This is a genomic window from Arthrobacter sp. PL16 (assembly GCF_035985055.1).
In the GTDB taxonomy this organism is placed as follows: Bacteria; Actinomycetota; Actinomycetes; order Actinomycetales; family Micrococcaceae; genus Arthrobacter_D; species Arthrobacter_D cheniae.
On sequence record NZ_JAXCIC010000003.1, the window covers coordinates 242,282 to 262,038 of the forward strand.

Sequence of the window (19,757 nt, forward strand, 5' to 3'; positions counted from 1 at the left end):
GGTTTCCCTAGAACAGATGCGGGATGGGCACATTGAGGGCGAGGACGAAGAGCAGATAGAACGCGGCAGTGATTCCCACGCTCAGCAGTGCTGTCATTCGCCAGGTTTCCTTGCCCAGGAAGCGGAGCCAGATCACGTTCAGGAGCAGGGCGGGAATCTCGAAGCCGATCCGGCCGATGAGGAGCGTGAAGACGACGAGGCTGCCCAGCCCCGCCGCGACCTGGAGGCTGGAGCGCGAGAACTTCTCCGCATCAAGAACGCTTCGTCCGAACAGGGCAAGGGCGATGCCGAGGACGATCAGCAGGACGCTGATCAGGAACGGCCACAGACCCGGTTCGGGATCCGCCGGCGAGCCCAGGCCAAGCCCGAGTGAACCAACGGTGCCGGCGATCCCGATGGCGGTGACGACGATCGCGGAGGCGATGTTCGCACCCGGTCCGGCTGCAGGGGGTTTTTCCTGCTCCCACTGGGCAGCGAGGTCTTCCGGCGTCAGGTCGTCGACGAGGTGGTGCCCGTGGTCGGGAGCCTGGTGTGTGGGCTCAGGGTGGAGGGGGTGCGAACCGCCGGTTGCCCGGCGGCTCGCGTCAGGTGATGAAGTCACTACTCGCCGCCGAGGTCGATGTCGTACTTCTCCACCAATTCCTTGTACTTGGCGGCGTTGGCCGTCCATTCCTCGGTGACCTGCTCGCCGTCGATCTCGTGAGGGGTGAAGAGGTTCTCCTCGTTGAAGGTCTTGTACTCTTCGCTCTCGAATGCGGCCGAGACCGCTTCGCGCAGCTTCTCGAGCGCTGGTTCCGGGGTGCCCTTGGGGGCTGCGATCGCACGGTACTGCGACACCGGGACGTCATAGCCTGCCTCGAGGGCGGTCGGGACGTCCGGGAGGTACTGGTTGCGCTCGTCCGAGAACGTCACGATCGGCCTCAGGGTACCGGCCTCGATCTGGGGCATCGCCTCCCCGAGCTGGATGGTGGCGAAGTCGACCTGGTTGCCGAGGATCGCCGTCATGGCCGGGGATCCGCCGTCGAAGGGAACGTCGGTGCCTTCGACCCCGGCCTGCTTGAACAGCAGTGCCTGGGCGAGCTGGCTACCTGTGCCGACACCGGTGGTCGCGAAGTTGAATGCCTTGCCCGCGGCGACGATGTCTTCCACGGTCTCGTACTCGGATTCAGCGTTTGCAACGAGGACGTAGTCGTCCTGTGAGATGCCGCTGATCACTTCGAGATCGTCGAGGGTTACCGCTTCGTCCTCGCTCACGGCCAGGGGTGTGATGGCGATCAGGGAGGCATTGAGAAGGATGAGCGTCTGCCCGTCCGGCGTCGCGTTGGCCACTTCCTGGGTTGCAAGGGCGCCGTTGGCACCGGGCTTGTTCACGACGGGCATCGGAGCTCCAAGGGCCTCCGAGGCATTCTCGGCGATGGCACGACCGATGAGGTCGGTGCTCCCACCGGGATCCTGTCCGATGGTCAGTGTCACCGGGCCGGAGGGGAACTCGGTTCCCTCCTCGCTTGCGCCGGAGTTGGCGACATTGCCACCGCAGGCCGAGAGAGTCAGTGCCAGAACAGCCGCTACGCCAAGGGCCGAGGTGGAACGACGGGCGAACTTCGAATGGATCATTGCAATCTCCTTTGATGAAGACCCGGGAGTACCTACCTGTGATGGCAGTCACGCAGAGCCTGATAGAAGAAGCTTAGAAAGCAGCATCATGCATGTCTAAGCCCAATAAAGTATGAACTGATACCCTCTGTGCATCATGTATTCCCTCGATCAGCTACGTGGATTCGTCGCCGTCGCCGAAGAACTGCACTTCGGCAGGGCGGCCGAGCGGTTGCGCATGACGCAGCCCCCGCTGAGCCGCCAGATCCAGAAGCTGGAGAAGGCCATCGCCGTGCAGCTCTTCGAGCGGGACAGTCGTGGCGTCACCCTCACAGCTGCCGGCAGTGCGTTCCTCGGCGAAGCGCAGCGCCTCCTGGCACTGGCCGAAAGCGCCCCGGACCTGGCCCGGCGCATCTCCAAGGGATCGGCTGGATCGATCAGGATCGGCTTCACGGCGGCGTCCACCTTCGGGATCCTGGGCGCCCTGCTCAACGAGATCTCCAGCGAGCTGCCCGAAGTCGACATCGAGCTGCGGGAGATGGTGACCCGCGAACAGATCGACGCGTTACGGGACGGCGATATCGACCTCGGGCTCGCCCGCCCTCCCTTCGATCAGGAAGTCTTCGGTTCCCGCCTGCTGTATCGCGAACCGCTCGTCGCAGCGGTGCCTGAAGGTCACCACCTTGCCGCCATGGGTCGGCCTCTCACCATCGAGGACCTGAAGAGCGAAGCGCTGATCATGCACTCTCCCACCCAGGCGAAGTATTTCTACGACCTCATCGTCCGACTGGCTCCGTCCGGCCAGCTCCACTACGTCCACACCGTGGCGCAGATCCTGACCATGGTTTCCCTCGTCGCAGCCCACCGGGGTATCGCGCTGGTGCCGCATTCCACCACGGCTCTCGGGATCGACGGAGTGCAGTACTGCGACCTCGACGGATTCGGGTCCGACGCCGTCGAGCTCTTCGCCATCTGGCTGAAGGCATCCAAGAACCCTGCTCTACACCGGGTCCTCGACGCGATGGCCGAACGAATCGACTAACCCGTGATACCCGGAAGGTATCGCTTCATTCTAAAACAGTCTTAGACACGTATCGGTGTCGTTCATACGCTGGGTCCTATCAAACCTCCTGGCGCCCGACGGTCGCGCCACCTCTACCGAAGGGTCTCCCCGTGGCTCACCTGAATCCCTCCGAGCTGGCGCAACGCATCAAGTCGGGTCTCCTCTCGTTCCCCGTCACGCACTTCGACCAGCAACTCCAGTTCGACGAAGCCCGCTACCGGGAGCACCTGGCATGGCAGTCGGACTTCGACGTCGCTGGGCTTTTCGCTGCTGGCGGCACCGGTGAAGGCTTCTCACTCACGACCGCAGAGATGGACCGTGTCGTCCGCGTTGCCGTCGATGAGATCGGCGGCAAGGTGCCCGTCATCGCATCAGCCACCGGTGGTACGTTCTCGGCGATCGAACATGTCCGCTCCGCCGAAGACGCAGGAGCCGACGGAATCCTGCTCATGCCGCCGTACCTGACCGAGGCCGATCAGGAAGGGCTGATCGAACACGTGAGCGCTGTCTGTGCAGCAACCTCGCTGGGTGTCATCGTCTACAGCCGCGCAAATGCGGTCCTCAACGACCGCTCTGTCGCGATCCTCGCCGACCGCAACGCAAACCTCATCGGGTTCAAGGACGGCATCGGCAACATCGAACAGATGACCCGCATCTACGCCCGGGTCGGTGAGCGCCTCACCTACATCGGAGGACTTCCCACCGCCGAGACCTTCGCGCTGCCCCTGCTGCAGCTCGGGGTGAGCACCTACTCGTCAGCGATGTTCAACTTCGTTCCGGAGTTCGCCCTCGCCTTCTACCAGGACGTCATCGCGCAGAACAGGACTGCCGTCTACGAGAAGCTCAACGACTTCGTCATCCCCTACCTGGACATCCGTGACCGGGTGAAGGGATACGGCGTGAGCATCATCAAGGGCGGGCTCGACGCCGTAGGCCGCAACGGTGGCCTCGTACGTCCGCCCCTGCAGAACCTCACCGACGCCGACCAGTTCGAACTGTCCACCCTGATCAAGAAGATCAGCTAGGAGCTCCGTCATGACCACCACCTTCAGCCCGACCATCACGGGTCAGTCCCTCATCGCGGGCCGCCCGGTCAGGGGATCCGCGGGCACCGCGCGGGCCATCAACCCGGCCACCAATGAGCAACTGGAACCACTCATCACCCTGATCGACGGATCCGAGCTCGCCGAGGCGACGGCCGCCGCAGCCGCCGCCTTCGATACGTACCGCGCTACAACCCCCGTCGAGCGGGCTGCATTCCTCGAGCGCATTGCCGACAACATCGATGCCCTCGGCTCGGAACTTACCGAACGGGCTGTCCTCGAAACCGGTCTTCCCGCCGGCCGCATCGAGGGTGAGCGTGCCCGCACCGTGGGACAGATGCGCCTTTTCGCCGCTGTCGTTCGCCAGGGCGACCACGTGCAGGCACGCATCGACCCAGCCCTGCCCGACCGCGCACCCCTGCCCCGGCTGGACATCCGGCAGCGCCACATCGGACTCGGTCCGGTCGCCGTCTTCGGGGCAAGCAACTTCCCGCTCGCCTTCTCGACGGGCGGAGGCGACACGGCCTCGGCCCTGGCGGCCGGCTGCCCCGTCATCGTCAAAGCGCACAACGCACACCCCGGTACCGCTGAACTCGTAGGTCATGCGATCACCCGGGCTGTCGAAGATTCCGGGCTCCCGGCAGGAGTCTTCTCCCTCATCTTCGGGGCCGGCACATCCGTGGGCCAGGCACTCGTCGCCGACCCGCACATCAAGGCTGTCGGCTTCACCGGATCCCGCGGAGGCGGCACCGCCATCATGGCGACCGCCGCGGCGCGCCCCGAACCCATCCCGGTGTACGCGGAAATGTCCTCGATCAACCCGGTCTTCGTCTTCCCCGGCGCCATCCTGGATGACGTCGAGACCCTCGCGTCCGGCCTCGTCGGATCGCTGACCATGGGTGCAGGACAGTTCTGCACCAACCCGGGCCTTGTCTTCGTTCCCACCGGAACGCAGGGAGACCGGCTCGTCGCCGCAGCTTCCACGGCACTGCGCGCCACGCAGGGTTCCACCATGCTCACCCGGGGCATCGCCGACGCATGCGCCGCAGGGGTGTCCAAGCTTCGGAACGAAGCCGACGTCACCGTCGTCGCCGAGGGCCGGCCGGGCCCCACGGAGAATGCGCCGGGCGCGGTGCTCTTCTCCACCACGACGGACACCTTCAGGGACAACCTGGGCCTTCAGGAGGAAGTCTTCGGTGCCGCCGGGATCTTCATCCGCTACAGCAGTGAAGACGAGCTCCTCGCGTCCGCCGAAGCGCTCGAGGGTCAGCTCACGGCAACGATTCATGCGACGTCGTCGGACAATACCGCGATCGCACCCCTGCTGCCGGTCCTGGAGCGCCGGGTAGGCCGGATCCTGTTCAACAGCTGGCCCACCGGTGTCGAGGTAGGGCACGCCATGGTCCATGGTGGACCGTTCCCGGCAACATCGGACTCCCGCTCCACGTCCGTCGGCTCGCTGGCCATCATGCGGTTCCAGCGCCCCGTCAGCTACCAGAACATCCCCGACGAGCTGCTGCCGGCACCGCTGCAGGAAGCAAACCCCTGGAAGCTGAACCGCCGCATCGACGGCAATGTCGTCAGCGTGGAGGAGTCCCAGTGACATCCTCCACACCGACCATTGTCTCCATCGAGGTCGTCCCCGTTGCCGGGCACGACAGCATGCTGCTGAACCTCAGCGGTGCGCACGGCCCGTACTTCACCCGCAACATCACCATCATCACCGACACTTCCGGCCACACCGGACTCGGAGAGGTCCCCGGTGGGGAAGCAATCCGCTCAACCATCGAGGAGGCCGGTGAGCTGCTCGTCGGGAAGCCGATCGCGCTCTACCGGCAACTGCTCCGCCAGGTGTCGGAACGGTTCGCGGATCGCGACGCCGGAGGCAGGGGTGCCCAGACCTTCGACCTGCGTACCACCATTCACGCCGTGACCGCCGTTGAGTCCGCGCTCCTGGACCTCATGGGTCAGCACCTCGAGGTTCCGGTTGCCGAATTGCTCGGTGAAGGTCAGCAGCGCGACCGCGTCCAGATGCTCGGCTACCTCTTCTACATCGCCGATCGCAACAAGACGGACCTGTCCTATCTCAGCGGGGACGACACCTCCGATGCCTGGGGTCGGCTGCGGCGCGAGGAAGCGATGACGCCGGAAGCAATCGTTGCCCTCGCCGAAGCCGCCCAGGACCGGTACGGATTCCAGGACTTCAAGCTCAAAGGCGGCGTGCTCTCCGGTGCGGAGGAGGTGGAAGCGGTCAGGGCCCTGGCTGCCCGCTTCCCGGATGCCCGCATCACGCTGGACCCCAACGGTGGGTGGCTGCTCAAGGACGCCCTCGAGCTGTGCTCCGACCTTCACGGGGTCCTTGCCTACGCCGAGGACCCCGTCGGAGCGGAAGGCGGGTTCTCCGGACGCGAGACCATGGCGGAATTCAAGCGAGCGACAGGATTGCCGACAGCAACCAACATGGTAGCCACGGACTGGCGCCAGATGGCGCATGCCATCCGTTCGAACGCTGTCGACATCCCTCTCGCCGATCCCCACTTCTGGACCATGCAGGGCTCCGTCCGCGTCGCGCAGCTGTGCAACGACTTCGGCCTCACCTGGGGATCGCACTCGAACAACCACTTCGACATCTCCCTGGCCATGTTCACCCATGCAGGCGCCGCAGCGCCCGGGAAGATCACAGCCCTGGACACGCACTGGATCTGGCAGGATGGCCAGCCCCTCACCAAGGAGCCTCTTACCATCGAGAACGGCTTCATCACCGTTCCCAGGCGACCTGGCCTGGGCGTCGAGCTGGACCGGGACGCCCTTCAGGCAGCACATGAGCTTTACCTCGAGCATGGCCTGGGCTCCCGCAACGATGCCGCCGCCATGCAGTACCTCGTACCGGATTGGCAGTTCGACCCGAAGAAACCCTGCCTCGTCCGTTGATCGCACCCACCAGGAAACGGTCATCCGTACCTCCCCGGCTCCGCACTGTCCGCGGGGCCGGGGAGGTTACTCCTGCTGGAAACAGACGGCCGTGATCGGGGTACTCGCCGGATTCACCGTCATCGGCATCGTCATCCTCGTCGGTTACATCGCCGGCCGCCTGCAGATCGGCGGCCCGACGGCACCGCAGGCGCTTACCGGAACCGCATTCTTCCTGACCAACCCCGCACTGCTACTGACCGTCGTGGCCGAAGCGGACATGACGGACATCTTCTCCGCCTACGTTCCTGTCGCCGTCATCTCAGCGCTCGGAACGGCAGCTCTGTACATCCTGGCGAGCAGGCTCTTCTTCCGGCGTCCAGCGGCAGAAACCGCCATCGGGGCGATGTCGAGTTCCTATGTCAACGCCAACAACATCGGTATCCCCATCGCCGTCTACGCTCTCGGCAACGCGACGCCCGTCGTGCCGGTCCTGCTCCTGCAGTTGCTGGTTCTCGCCCCTACCTACCTGGCACTCCTCGACCTGACCTCGGGTCATCCGCCATCCGTGCGGCGCATCATCAGCCAGCCCGTCAGGAACCCCATGATCATCGCCAGTTTCGTCGGTGTGGCCCTGTCCTGGAGCGGCCTGACACTCCCTGCCGTCCTGTGGGAGCCTCTGCTCCTGCTGGGTGGAGCCGCGGTGCCCCTGGTCCTGCTGGCCTTCGGCATGTCGCTCCACGGGAACTCACCCCTGTCGGAGCGGGTGAACCGGGTGGACGTCATTACCGCGACGGTCCTGAAATCGGTCGTCATGCCGGCCATCGCCTTCGTCTTCGCTGCCCTTGTCTTCCAACTCGACGATCAGCTCGTCTTCGGCGCCGTCCTCATGGCATCCCTACCTACTGCGCAGAACGTCTTCATGTTCGCCAGCCGCTACGACAAGGCGACGGCGACCGCCAGGGACGTCGTGCTCCTGTCCTCTGCCGGTGCGGTCCCCGTTCTTCTCCTGGCCGCTGCCCTCCTCGCCTGAACTCGCAGCTGTCATACAACTTGCAGACATGTACTATATGTATGACGTGACCCGCCGATGAAGGACGACCGATGACGACCGAAACCAGATTCCCCACCCCCCTCTCCGTACTGTCGGGAGGGGTAGCGACGACGGACCGGATCCGGCATGTCAAGCTCTCAACCCTGACACTTCCCCTTCCGACCCCCATCAGTGATGCGAAGGTGCTGACCGGGCGGCAGAAGCCCATGACGGAGATCGTGTTCCTCTTCGCGGAAATCACTACCGAGAACAACCACCGAGGCATCGGCTTCAGCTACTCCAAACGCGCAGGCGGGCCGGCACAGTACGCCCACGCGAAGGAAATCGCGGACAACCTGCTCGGGGAGGATCCCAGCGACATCGGCAGGCTCTACCAGAAGCTGCTGTGGGCCGGCGCCTCGGTGGGCCGCAGCGGAGTGGCAACCCAGGCCATCGCCGCCCTCGACATCGCCCTGTACGACCTGAAAGCCAAGCGCGCCGACCTGCCCCTGGCCAAACTCCTGGGCGCCTACCGCGACTCGGTCCAGACCTACAACACCTCGGGCGGCTTCCTCCAGGCTCCCATCGAGGAAGTGAAGGAACGCGCCACACAGTCCTTGGCCGAGGGCATCGGAGGCATCAAGATCAAGGTCGGCCACCCCGACTCCAGGGTCGATATCTCCCGGGTCACAGCGATCCGCGAACACCTCGGGGCAGATGTTCCCCTCATGGTCGACGCGAACCAGCAATGGGACCGGCCGACAGCCATGCGCATGGGACGGGCCCTCGAGCAGTTCGACCTCGTCTGGATCGAAGAACCACTCGACGCCTACGACGCCGAAGGACACGCCCAACTCGCACAAGCCCTCGACACGTCTATCGCGACCGGCGAGATGCTCTCCAGCGTCAGCGAACACATCAACCTCATCACCAACCGGTCCGTCGACATCATCCAACCCGATGCCCCCCGCATCGGAGGCATCACACCGTTCCTGCGCCTCGCCGCCCTCGCCGACCAGGCAGGACTTCAGCTGGCCCCGCACTTCGCCATGGAGATTCATCTACATCTGGCGGCAAGCTACCCGCGGGAACCATGGGTGGAACACTTCGAATGGCTCAACCCACTCTTCAACGAGCGACTCGAAACCCATCAAGGGCGAATGATCGTCCCCAACCGCCCCGGACTCGGCTTCACCCTCAGCGACCAGGCACACGCATGGGTGACGGACACCGTAGAGTTCGGGAGGAAATGAGCAACCTCAGCACCGCCGTCGTCGAGACCATCCGGCAGCAGATCATCCAGGGGCAGTTGTGCCCCGGAGACAAACTGCCCGCCGAAAGCGCACTCGAAAACGAGTTCAAGGTCAGTCGCACGGTCATTCGCGAAGCGCTGTCCCGCCTGCAGACCGCAGGCCTCGTAGAAAAGTACCGCGGCAAAGGTACCTACGTCCTCACCCGACCCACTGATCACTCATTCTCGGCGCCACTGCAGGAGAACCAGAGCCACCAGGATCGACTCGACCTGCTCGACTTCCGCATCGGTATCGAAGTCGAAACCGCGGGACTGGCCGCGCAACGACGAAGCACCACGCAACTAACCGCCATCCGTACGGCCCTGGACGCTTTCGAGCATGCGAACCACAAGCCATCAGCAGCCGTGACCACCGACTTCGACTTCCACCGCTCCATTGCCGTTGCCGCGAACAACCGGCTCTATCTCGACCTGCTCCAATCCCTTGGACCGACGATGATCTCCATGCCGCAAACACGACTCCTGCAGGCGGATCAAGAAGCACAAGCCACGCATTTCCGTCGCGTCGTCGATGAACACCAGGCGATTCATGACGCCATCGAACGACAGGATCCACAAGGCAGCGCGGCTGCGATGCGCACGCACCTCTCCCGAACTCGAGCACGCCTGGCTCTGGTGACCACCCGCGGCTGACGGTGTGCTCCTGTCAGCGATGCCGATGGCGGATATCATGAAAAGCACTGGGGTTTCGGTAACGAAGGAGCGCTGGCTGAAGCGCATCCACGCGACTTGGGGCATCGCAACAGCGAGCCCATTCACCTAAACCGATCATTATGGGTTAGAAATATCTGATGAAGTTACAAGCCCTACCGCCCAGGCGGTTCTCCCATGGGCTTTTTCATATCCCGTTTGCGGTGGCGGTGTCCTTCACCGTGCTCACAGCATTGACGGCATTGGTGTACGGCCTTCCGCTACGTGACCCGGACGGTTTCCTCGGTCCCAGCTACGTCCGCCTGCCACTGATCCTGATGGCGATGATCTTCGTCGACGTTGTTCCGCGGACGCTTCTCGAGCGGCCCCCCATGCGGAACGCGCACCATCTGGTGGCGGCCGAATTCCGCCGTCGCTGGCCCGTAGAACGACTGGTGACCACCTCGGTGGGCCTGCTGACCTTCTATCTCGCATACGTGTCGTACCGCAATATGAAGAGTTTTCTGCCGTTCGTCCGTGACCGGGTGGTGGATCCCCTCCTGCAGGAAAGTGACCGATGGCTCACGGGGGGCGTCCATCCGGGGGACGCACTCCAGCAGATTCTGGGTACGGGAGTGAGTGCCCATGTCCTGTCCACCGTCTACCTTTCCTACCTGATCTTCGTTCCCCTGTCCGTCGCCGCGGCCCTCGTCTGGTCGCGGCAGCTTTCCCAGGGCGCCTGGTACGTCAGTGCACTGGCTTTCAACTGGATCCTCGGTGCGGCGAGCTACTACGTCTTGCCCTCCCTGGGTCCGATCTTCGTTGAGCCTGCCCACTTCACGGACCTGCCCGACACTGCTGTCACCAACCTCGGCGAGTCCCTGTACCGCAACCGGGTACGAGTACTCTCCGATCCGTATGCCACCGAATCCGTGCACGGTATCGCGGCATTCGTATCCCTCCACGTGTCCGTGACCTTCACCGCCGCCCTGGTAGCACACCTGATCCGCCTACCGGTGGTCCTCCGGGCGATGCTCTGGATCTACGTCCTGCTCACGGCCCTTGCCACCGTCTACTTCGGGTGGCACTACCTCGTCGATGTTGTTGCCGGCGTTGCCCTCGGTGCATTCGCGACGTGGCTGGCAGCACGCGCGACGCAGCCGACCAACCGACGTTCCACCCTGCTGGGGGACGAAGGTCTCCGCATCAGGGGACCACTGGTGTCCCGCGGGACACCAGCACAGGAACGGGCCACGTAGCGAATCTCCACCCACGAGGGTTCGAACGGTTACAGCGCGGGCACGACGGCGGATCCACCCGACACCGGTGTCATTGCGAGGTCAGCGGCGCTTCCCCCGGGAGGCGGAGGGACGGGACGGCTTCTTCGGCGGAGGCTTCCTGCCACCCTTCTGGCCTGTGCCACCCTTCTGATCCTTGCCCTTGTGCTCACCGGCACCCCCGGCAGCCGCCTTCTTCGCGGCAGCCTTCTGTGACGCCGTCTTCTTCGGCGCCTCACGCTGGGACGGCTGCCGTGAGCTCTGTGCGGTCCTCCCGCGGACGATGCCGATGAACTCCTCGACGTCGTCGGACTCGTCCTCCACACGCCAGGCGATGCCGATGGTGGTGGTGGGCAGTCCCGGGACCGGCCGGTGCACCGCATCCTTCCGCGCATGCAGCCGGGCGAGGGACATCGGCAGGATGACGACGCCGGCGCCGGAGGCCGCGACCTCCACGGCCGTCCTCGGGCCGCCGCACTCCGCGACGTCGAGCAGTGCCTCCCCGTCGAGCTCTTCTGCCGGCACGTCGTCGTAGAGCGACAGCTCGTTCTCGGGCGACATCACGACGACGGCCTGCTCCTCGTAGAGGGGGATCAGGTGGATCCCCTCGCGCTCGACGGGCAGGCGCACGAAGACGACATCGTCGGAACCGTCCTTGAGCGCCGGCAGGGCGTCGTCGTGCTGGTGCAATTCGACGGGCACATCCGGATGCCGTTCGCGCCACCGGGCCACCCACTTGCCAGGTGTCACACCCGGCACGAAGCCGACGGAAATGCTTCTGGGCTGGTCGGTGGGCACCTGATCACAGTAGCGCCTGCCCTGACCGTTAAGCTGGGTCCATGACTCCCGCTAAAACCCCCCAGACGCTGAAGCCCGCCACCGCGGCCAAGAAACTGGGAATCTACCTGCCCGCCGCCCCCCAGGACTTCCAGGAGACGGAACTGACGCGCGCGGAGTTCAACGAACTGCAGCAGACGCCGCCGGAATGGCTCGCCGAACTGCGCCGCACCGGCCCGCACCCTCGTCCCGTCGTTGCGCAGAAGCTCGGCATATCGATCAGCGGGCTGGCCCGTGGCGGGATCACCGATCCCCTGACGAGCGAGCAGATCACCGCCCTCCTCCAGGAACCGCCGGCATGGCTGGTCTCGGAGCGGTCCACGCAGGCAGCCGTGCGCGCAGAGGCCGCGCGGGTCAAGGAGCGCGACGCCGAGGGCAAGGCCTCCTGACTCCCGATCATCGTGTTCCACCGAACTGCCGGGTTTTTGCGAGCCGGACCGGCATGGAATAGAAGCGCGCCCGTACCACACAAGGAGCGCATTCCTGCGGAGGCGCGCCGATTGACTTAATCGAACACGTATTCGAATATTAGGGAGTGACGCCTCCAGCTGCCGGCCATGCCCTTGAATGGGATGAGCCCTCCCCCGACTTCGAGGGACCGTCACGTACGGAGCCCAGAGGCCTCTCGGGAAGCCCGGCAGTCGACGTCGTACTCGGACTCCAGGCCCGCATCAACAGCATGCAGGCCGGCAAGCTCGACTCCCGGCGGCTGCCCACGGTGCCCGCCCTCGCGCGGATCCTGCCCGGCGGAGGCCTTCAGTCCGGCGGCTCCTACGCCGTCCGCAACTCCACGACCCTCGCCATGGCCCTGCTGGCCGGCCCCTCCGCGACGGGCGCCTGGTGCAGCGTCATCGGCATACCGGACTTCAGCATCGAGGCGGCCCAGGGCTTCGGCATCAACCTCGAACGCCTCATCCTGGTCCCGGACCCCGGATCCCAGTGGCTCACCGTCACGGCCGCCCTCGTGGATGTCGTCTCGATCGTCCTGACCCGGGCTCCGGAGCACCTCGCCCCCACTGAAGGCGCCCGGTTGAAGGCGCGGCTCCGCCAGCGCGGCGCAGCACTGATCACACTCGGCCCCTGGCAGCAGAGCGACTCCACGCTCGGCGTGGCCGAGAGCGCCTGGGAAGGCCTCGGCTCGGGGACCGGACACCTGAGGACGCGCCGCATGAAGATCACCGCGACCCAGCCTTCGGGACGTCTTCGCCATGCCTATGTGGGACTGGCGGATCTGCAGGGCACCACACCGGACGGACAGGTGCTTCCGGACGCCCTGACACCACAGGTCGCCGCCGGGACAGACGCCCTCTTCGAGCCCCAGCTGGTGAGGTCCTCATGACGGCCACCCTGTCCCCAGTCCCCGCCGGCACGGCTCCTGCCACCCGGATCATGACGTTCTGGTGTCCCGACTGGCCCATCACGGCGGCCCTGCGCGAGCACTCCCTGCCCACCGATACCGCACTCGCCCTCGTGGACCGCGGCGAGGTCTTCGCGTGTTCTCCCACGGCACGGCAGGACGGAGTGAAGCGGGGCCTGCGCATCAGGGAGGCCCAGGCGCGCAGCACGGGGCTCGTCTCGCTTCCCTACGATCCGTCGCTCGATGAACGCACCTTCGAGCCCGTGATCGCCGCCGTGGAGACCATCATGCCCGGCGTCCAGGTCATCCGTCCGGGGCTGTGCGCCATCAGGGTCAAAGGGCCCTCGCGCTACTACGGGAGCGAGGCCAAGGCCGCGGAGGTGGTCTTCCAGACCCTTGCAGCCATCGGTCTCACCGATGTGCGGATCGGGATCGCCGACGGCCCGTTCGCTGCCGAGCAGGCGGCCAAGGCCACCGATCAGCTGGACGTCGACGTCGAGCAGCTGGTCGTCATCCCCGAGGGCGGCTCGGCCTGGTTCCTCGGCAGCTACCCCCTGGAGGTCCTCGAGCAACCGAAGCTCACCGTGCTGCTCAAGCGCCTCGGCGTCCGCTCCCTTGGCGACTTCGCGGCGCTCCAGGCCTCCGATGTCCGCAACCGCTTCGGCATCGAGGGCGCCCTCGCGCATCGCCAGGCCAGCGGGCTCGACCACCGGACCGTCGTCGCCCGGAAACCGCCGCCCCATCTGGACACCATCGCCGATTTCGAGCCGCCCCTCGCCCGCATCGACCAACTCGCCTTCGCCTTTCGGACCAGGGCCGGCGAGTTCGTCGACACCCTGCGCGAGGCAGGACTCGTCTGCACGGCACTGCACGTCTCGCTGCACACCGAATCCGGAGAGGTATCCGAGCGCCGCTGGCAGCACCCGCGCTGGTTCGACGCCGACGACGTCGTGGACCGGGTGCGCTGGCAGCTCCAGGGCACCAACGCATCCGACCACGGACTCACCTCGGGCATCACCCGCGTCCAGATCGTGCCCGATATCGTCGAGAACCTCAGCGACCACGCGGACGGTCTCTGGGGCACGGGACCGGACGAAGGCATCCACCATGGCCTGGCCCGCGTACAGAGCATGCTGGGCCACGGGGCCGTGCTCACCGCGATCATCGCGGGCGGGCGGCTCCTGGCGGACCGCCGCGTCTTCATCCCGTGGGGCGACGCCGCGGTCAACCCACAGCAGTCCGCGAAAACCCCGGTGAAGGACCGCGACCAGCCCTGGCCCGGACGCCTGCCCGGCCCGGTTCCCGCCACCGTGTTCGCCGAGCCCGTTCCCGCCGCCGTCATCGATTCCCGCGGCAACCCGGTGGACGTCGACCTCCGCGGACTCCTGAGCGCTGATCCCGCCTTCTTCAGCGCAGGACCGGACGGCGGACGGCGGCCGGTCCACTCCTGGGCCGGTCCCTGGCCCATCAACGAGCGCTGGTGGGACCCGAAGGGCCGGGTGCTCAACCGTTTCCAGCTGGTGGACCAGTCGGGCTCAGCCTGGCTGCTGCTGCTCGAGGACCACGCGTGGTGGGTCGAAGCCAGCTACGACTGACTACTCACCCAGCACTTCTCGGACAACCGAAGCACCGCAACACATCCAGGACAGGGAGGGACGCCATGGGCTGGAACAACCCACCTATTCCCTGGTCGGACTTCGAGCGGAACCTCTCCGACACCACTCGGCCCGGCGCGCCACCCCTCGGGGCCGACGGCGGCGACAGCCCCGCCTGGTCCCGGAAGCGCCAGCCCTACACCGCTCCCGCAGAGGTCCCTGTTCCCGACGGTCCCGTGGTGCCGTACGCGGAACTGCACGTCCACTCCAACTTCAGCTTCCTCGACGGCGCATCGAGCCCCGAGCACCTCGCCGAGGAGGCCCAGCGGCTCGGCCTCGCCGGTATGGCCCTCACCGACCATGACGGGCTGTACGGCGCCGTCCACTTCGCCGAAGCCGCGGAGAAGTACCCCGGCTTCTCGACCATGTATGGCACGGAATTGTCCCTTGATCTGTCCAAGCCGCAGAACGGGGAGGCCGATCCCGAGGGGCAGCACCTCGTGGTCCTCGCCCGAGGATCTGCCGGCTACCACCGCCTGTCCACCGCCATCACGGAGGCCCAGCTCAACACCGATGCCGAGAAAGGAAAGCCACGCTACGACCTCGAGAGCCTGGCAGGGCATGCTGCCGGCCAGTGGATGGTGCTCACAGGGTGCCGGAAGGGCACTGTCCGCTCGGCACTCGTCGTTGGCGGAGAATCCGCGGCCGAGACCGAACTCCGGAAGCTCGTCGACCTGTTCGGCCGCGAGTCTGTCGCCGTCGAGCTCATCAACCAGGGCAATCCTCTCGACACCGCCCACAATGATGCCCTGGCCGCCGTCGCGGCCCGCCTGGCGCTCCCCACCGTCGCCACCAACAACGTGCACTACGCCACTCCCAAGCAGCACCGCCTCGCCTCCGCACTGGCCGCGGTCCGGGCCCGGCGGAGCCTCGACCAGATGGATGGCTGGCTTCCTGCCGCCGGTGCCGCCCACCTGCGCAGCGGGGCGGAGATGGCGCGGAGTTTCAGGAACTACCCCGGAGCGGTGGAGCGTACCGTGGACATCGCCGCCGACCTCTCCTTCACGCTCCGCAGCGTCAGGCCCGGCCTGCCGAACATCGACCTGCCGGAGGGCCACACGCAGATGAGCTACCTGCGTGAGCTCGTCTGGCAGGGGGCGGACAAGCTCTATGCGAACCGGGCGGATGTCCGCGAACGGATCGAACGCGAGCTGGAGGTCATCGAGGACAAGAACTTCCCGGGGTATTTCCTGATCGTCCACGACCTCGTGCACTATGCGCGCCGCAACGGCATCCTCTGCCAGGGACGGGGATCGGCGGCCAACTCGGCAGTCTGCTACCTGCTGGAGATCACGGCCGTGGACTCCATCAAGTACCAGCTCCCCTTCGAGCGTTTCCTCTCGAGCATGCGTGACGAGGAACCGGACATCGACGTCGATTTCGACTCGGACCGCCGCGAGGAGGTCATCCAGTACGTCTACCGGAAGTACGGACGCTTCAATGCAGCGCAGGTGGCCAATGTCATCACCTACCGTCCCAAGTTCGCCGTTCGGGACATGGCGAAGGCCCTGGGCCACAGCCCGGGCCAGCAGGATGCGTGGTCCAAGCAGATCGAGCGGTGGGGAGGTCTCGTCTCGAGCAGCGACCACGACATCCCGGAGTCGGTGGTCAGCCTCGCACAGGAGATCCTGAAGTTCCCGCGCCACATGGGCATCCACTCCGGCGGCATGGTTCTGACCGACCGGCCGGTGGGAGAAGTATGCCCTATCGAGCATGGACGGATGGAGGGTCGGACGGTCCTGCAGTGGGACAAGGACGACTGCGCCTGGATGGGACTGGTGAAGTTCGACCTACTGGGCCTCGGCATCCTCGCCGCCATCCAGTACAACTTCGACCTCGTGGAGCGGCACTTCGGGGAGAAGTGGGAGCTGCACACCATCCCCAAGGAGGAGCAGGGCGTCTACGACATGCTGTGCTTCGCTGATTCCGTGGGGGTCTTCCAGGTGGAGAGCCGCGCACAGATGGGCATGCTTCCACGCCTGCTGCCGCGCCAGTTCTACGATCTCGTGATCGAGGTGGCCCTTGTACGGCCGGGCCCCATCCAGGGCGGAGCCGTCCACCCGTACATCAAGCGGAAGATGGGCGAGGAGGAGGTCCGGTACATCCACCCCGGCCTCAAGCCGGTCCTCGAACGGACACTCGGCGTACCGCTCTTCCAGGAACAACTCATGCAGATGGCGATGGTGGTGGGCGGTTGTTCAGGAGCTGATGCGGACCTCCTGCGCCGGGCCATGGGCTCCAAGCGGGGTGAGGAGCGGATCGACTCCCTCAAGGCGAAGCTGTACGAGGGCATGGAGTCCAACGGGATCACCGGGGACATCGCGGACACCATCTACAACAAGATCCATGCCTTCGCGAACTTCGGGTTCGCAGAGAGTCATTCGATCAGCTTTGCGCTGCTGGTCTACGTCAGTGCCTGGCTGCGCCTCCACTATCCCGGGGCGTTCCTCGCCGCACTCCTGCGTGCCCAACCCATGGGGTTCTATTCACCGCAGACACTCGTGGCGGACGCCCGGCGACACGGCGCCGTCGTGCTGCGCCCCGACATCCTGCACTCGGGGGTACACGCCGACCTCGAACCGCTCGAGGGGTATGAACCATCGGACGATCCCCGCGGGCGGAGCACCGGCATGGACTGCTGCACGGAGGACGAGCAGCCTCCGGTCGGCTATTTCGACCGGGACACACCGTTCGATTCGACACCACACCGCCGCGACGGCAACTACGCGGTCCGGCTGGGGCTCGCCAGCGTCGAAACACTCGGCCTGAAGCTGGCCGAGAAGATCGTCGCCGAGCGGGAACGCAACGGAGCCTACGAGGACATGCCGGACCTCGCACGACGGACAGGGGTCAACGCGGGCCAACTCGAGGCCCTCGCTGCGTCGGGTGCCTTCGACTCGATGGGCCTGAGCCGCCGCGAGGCCCTATGGAACGCGGGGCCCGCCTCCACGGAGCGCGAGGGCCAGATCAAGGGCACGGCCGTCTATATCCAGCCCCCACTGATGCCGGAACTCTCGGACATCGACAAGGTGGGGTCGGATCTCTGGTCCACCGGCATCACACCGGACGATCATCCCGTGCGTCATGCCAGGAGCCGGTTGATGCGCCGCGGCGCCCTCACCGCCGTCGAGCTGAAGACGGCGGAATCGGGACGGCGCGTAGAGGTGGCGGGAGTCGTCACCCACCGGCAGAGGCCGGCGACGGCGAGTGGCATCACGTTCATGAACCTCGAGGACGAGACGGGACTGGTCAACGTCATCTGCTCCGTGGGCGTCTGGCAGCGCCACCGCCGGGTGGCGCGGGAAGCCAGCAGCGTGATCGTGCGCGGCCTGCTCGAAAGGTCGTCCGAGGGGATCGTCAACATCGTCGCGGACCGCATCGAGGTGCTGCAGCTGAAGGCCACCACCAAGTCGCGCGACTTCCGCTGACGGGCACGGGACCCGCCGGCGGAAGCCGGGACGGACTCCTTACTCGGTGACGCGCGTCGTCTGCTCCGGCAGCGTGTCCCAGAAGGAGGTATCGACCGAATCGATCGATCCGTCCGCGATAGCCCTCGTGGTGGCATCGAGCGTGGTCACCGTCTGCTTGATGAGGTAGCCGTTGCTCTTCTGACCGAGCACAGCGGATTCAGAAGTGTTGTCGGACATGCCGCGCATCTCGAAGAGCAGCGTGGAGATGCCGTACTCGACGGCTATCCCGTTGCGGCTGATCGTCTCGGCCGATCCCCCCACATACCGGCCGAGGTGGCCCCAGCCGGTCGAGTCCACGGCGTCGAACACGACGGCGCCAAGCCGCTTCGACCCTTCGACCACGGCCGGGTCGGCGTTCGGCGTCGTGGGGTAGAGGATCGAACCCGAGACGAGCTCGCCGTCGCGCTCACTCCGCGTGCCCTGGTGGTGCAGATCGATCATGTAGTCGATGTCGTAGGCCCGCATCACGTTCTCGTGCAGAGCCTGGGTCTCCGGCTGGATCTTGGCCACATGATCGCGGTTCAGGTCCGTCCCCGTCGCATTGGCTCGGGTCAGGTTCCTGCCACCGTCGGCGATGTAGCCGTCGAGTGGGAAATCGACGTCGCCCATCGCACCATCGGGATTGAGCATCGGGACGATCAGGATGTTGACTCCGCCGAGCACGCCCGTCGTCTTACCGGTGCCGAGGTGCTTGATGAATTCCAGTGCACCCTCCGTGGTCAGCTGCTCGTTGCCGTGCTGCTGTGTCACGTAGAGGATCGTCGGGTTATCGGGGTTGGTGATGTATTTCGCGAGGTAGAGGTCGCGGCCCTTGACGGACTGCCCGATCACCTCGAGTTCCATCGCAGGCTGCCGGGCATCCTGCTTCTGGAGTTCGGTGACCATCTCGTCGTAGGTGCGCAGGATCGAGGTGTTGATCGTCTCGTTCCCACCGTAGTTCGGGCCTTCCCCGACGGCGACGGCGGGAGCGGCAACCGTGCCTGATGCCATGAGCGCTGCAAGGGACAGTGCGGCGATAGTCCTGGATGTCTTCATACTCGGTCTCCTCGGGAGGGGGGTGCGGTGCTCACAGTGAACCGCTGACCGTTGCTTCTGTCAACCAACCGATCGGGAATTCCGCCGATGAAAGGGGCCGGAGACGCAAGAAGGGCCCCCGCTGAGCGGGAGCCCTGTACCTGTCGATCATTGTGCGCGAGGGGGGATTTGAACCCCCACACCCTTTCGGATACTGGCACCTGAAGCCAGCGCGTCTGCCGTTCCGCCACTCGCGCAATTTCGAGATTCCAACTCTCTGCGCCATGCGCAGGGGGTTGTGAACAGCAGAAATAAGCATAGCGGAGCGCAACCGCAATTACCTAAACAGGCCCGCGATCGAGCCCACCCGAGGAGAGCCTCCGATGGACGGTGGCCGGTGATCGTTAGGACAAAGCAATCGCCCGGACACCTGCTTGGAGCCCATTGCCAGAGGCTCCCAGTAGTATCGGATGGAACATGCCCGGCTGGACACTGCCGTCAGGAAGACCGGGTGAAGCCCGGCAGCACTCTGCTGCCAGGGCCTGAAACCACAGTGCGACAGG

At 65.6% G+C, this 19,757-nt stretch carries 16 protein-coding genes and 1 tRNA gene; 12 read left to right on the plus strand and 5 right to left on the minus strand.

Features of this window, described 5'->3' with window-relative positions:
- Positions 1-7: 7 nt before the first annotated feature.
- Together RCH21_RS08370 and RCH21_RS08375 are read right to left on the minus strand one after the other, a co-directional pair.
- A complete protein-coding gene (locus RCH21_RS08370; protein WP_326963976.1) occupies positions 8-601 on the minus strand; it encodes a tripartite tricarboxylate transporter TctB family protein in 594 nt (197 codons plus the stop codon).
- Positions 601-1,614 carry a Bug family tripartite tricarboxylate transporter substrate binding protein gene (locus RCH21_RS08375; RefSeq protein ID WP_326963977.1) on the minus strand — a complete coding sequence of 338 codons (1,014 nt, stop codon included), beginning with the start codon at positions 1,612-1,614 and terminating at the stop codon, positions 601-603. Before RCH21_RS08375 ends, RCH21_RS08370 begins: the two co-directional genes overlap by 1 nt.
- A gap of 136 nt (positions 1,615-1,750) precedes the next feature.
- On the opposite strand from RCH21_RS08375, the gene RCH21_RS08380 reads away from it, so the two are divergent.
- The 8 genes from RCH21_RS08380 to RCH21_RS08415 all read left to right on the plus strand — a co-directional run bounded on the left by RCH21_RS08380 (position 1,751) and on the right by RCH21_RS08415 (position 10,843).
- Entirely contained in the window at positions 1,751-2,635 is an 885-nt protein-coding gene (locus RCH21_RS08380; protein WP_326963978.1) for a LysR family transcriptional regulator, read from the plus strand.
- 131 nt (positions 2,636-2,766) lie between these two features.
- Positions 2,767-3,681, plus strand: coding sequence for a 5-dehydro-4-deoxyglucarate dehydratase (gene kdgD, locus RCH21_RS08385; RefSeq protein ID WP_120148858.1), 915 nt, complete (start codon positions 2,767-2,769; stop codon positions 3,679-3,681).
- A 10-nt stretch (positions 3,682-3,691) separates the two neighbouring features.
- On the plus strand, positions 3,692-5,302 hold the full coding sequence (locus RCH21_RS08390) for an aldehyde dehydrogenase (NADP(+)) (RefSeq protein ID WP_326963979.1): 1,611 nt from the start codon (positions 3,692-3,694) through the stop codon (positions 5,300-5,302).
- A gap of 59 nt (positions 5,303-5,361) precedes the next feature.
- Positions 5,362-6,630: an enolase C-terminal domain-like protein gene (locus RCH21_RS08395; protein ID WP_326964153.1), complete on the plus strand. Its 1,269-nt coding sequence runs from the start codon at positions 5,362-5,364 to the stop codon at positions 6,628-6,630.
- Between the two features lie 91 nt (positions 6,631-6,721).
- The gene (locus RCH21_RS08400) at positions 6,722-7,642 is read left to right on the plus strand and encodes an AEC family transporter (RefSeq protein WP_326963980.1); all 921 of its coding nucleotides are present in this window, start codon (positions 6,722-6,724) and stop codon (positions 7,640-7,642) included.
- A gap of 71 nt (positions 7,643-7,713) precedes the next feature.
- Positions 7,714-8,895: an L-talarate/galactarate dehydratase gene (locus RCH21_RS08405; protein WP_326963981.1), complete on the plus strand. Its 1,182-nt coding sequence runs from the start codon at positions 7,714-7,716 to the stop codon at positions 8,893-8,895.
- Positions 8,892-9,587, plus strand: a complete 696-nt coding sequence (locus RCH21_RS08410; protein WP_326963982.1) for a FadR/GntR family transcriptional regulator — start codon at positions 8,892-8,894, stop codon at positions 9,585-9,587. The genes RCH21_RS08405 and RCH21_RS08410 overlap by 4 nt, the downstream gene beginning before the upstream one ends.
- Before the next feature lie 158 nt (positions 9,588-9,745).
- Positions 9,746-10,843 carry a phosphatase PAP2 family protein gene (locus RCH21_RS08415; RefSeq protein WP_326963983.1) on the plus strand — a complete coding sequence of 366 codons (1,098 nt, stop codon included), beginning with the start codon at positions 9,746-9,748 and terminating at the stop codon, positions 10,841-10,843.
- A gap of 81 nt (positions 10,844-10,924) precedes the next feature.
- Here RCH21_RS08415 and RCH21_RS08420 read toward each other — a convergent pair whose 3' ends face one another.
- The gene (locus RCH21_RS08420) at positions 10,925-11,659 is read right to left on the minus strand and encodes a LysR family transcriptional regulator substrate-binding protein (RefSeq protein WP_326963984.1); all 735 of its coding nucleotides are present in this window, start codon (positions 11,657-11,659) and stop codon (positions 10,925-10,927) included.
- A 41-nt stretch (positions 11,660-11,700) separates the two neighbouring features.
- Between RCH21_RS08420 and RCH21_RS08425 the strand changes: the two genes are divergently transcribed.
- The 4 genes from RCH21_RS08425 (at position 11,701) to RCH21_RS08440 (ending at position 18,138) form a co-directional block, all read left to right on the plus strand.
- Positions 11,701-12,087, plus strand: a complete 387-nt coding sequence (locus RCH21_RS08425) for a DUF5997 family protein (protein WP_326963985.1) — start codon at positions 11,701-11,703, stop codon at positions 12,085-12,087.
- Positions 12,088-12,233: 146 nt separating this feature from the next.
- Positions 12,234-13,037: a hypothetical protein gene (locus RCH21_RS08430; RefSeq protein ID WP_326963986.1), complete on the plus strand. Its 804-nt coding sequence runs from the start codon at positions 12,234-12,236 to the stop codon at positions 13,035-13,037.
- The gene (locus tag RCH21_RS08435; RefSeq protein ID WP_326963987.1) at positions 13,034-14,650 is read left to right on the plus strand and encodes a DNA polymerase Y family protein; all 1,617 of its coding nucleotides are present in this window, start codon (positions 13,034-13,036) and stop codon (positions 14,648-14,650) included. Before RCH21_RS08430 ends, RCH21_RS08435 begins: the two co-directional genes overlap by 4 nt.
- Positions 14,651-14,715: 65 nt before the next feature.
- Entirely contained in the window at positions 14,716-18,138 is a 3,423-nt protein-coding gene (locus RCH21_RS08440; RefSeq protein ID WP_326963988.1) for an error-prone DNA polymerase, read from the plus strand.
- Positions 18,139-18,177: 39 nt separating this feature from the next.
- Here RCH21_RS08440 and RCH21_RS08445 read toward each other — a convergent pair whose 3' ends face one another.
- Both RCH21_RS08445 and RCH21_RS08450 read right to left on the minus strand, forming a co-directional pair.
- Complete coding sequence (locus tag RCH21_RS08445; protein WP_326963989.1) at positions 18,178-19,215, minus strand: M14 family zinc carboxypeptidase; 1,038 nt, start codon at positions 19,213-19,215, stop codon at positions 18,178-18,180.
- Between the two features lie 153 nt (positions 19,216-19,368).
- Positions 19,369-19,451, minus strand: a tRNA-Leu gene (locus RCH21_RS08450).
- Positions 19,452-19,757 lie beyond the last annotated feature (306 nt).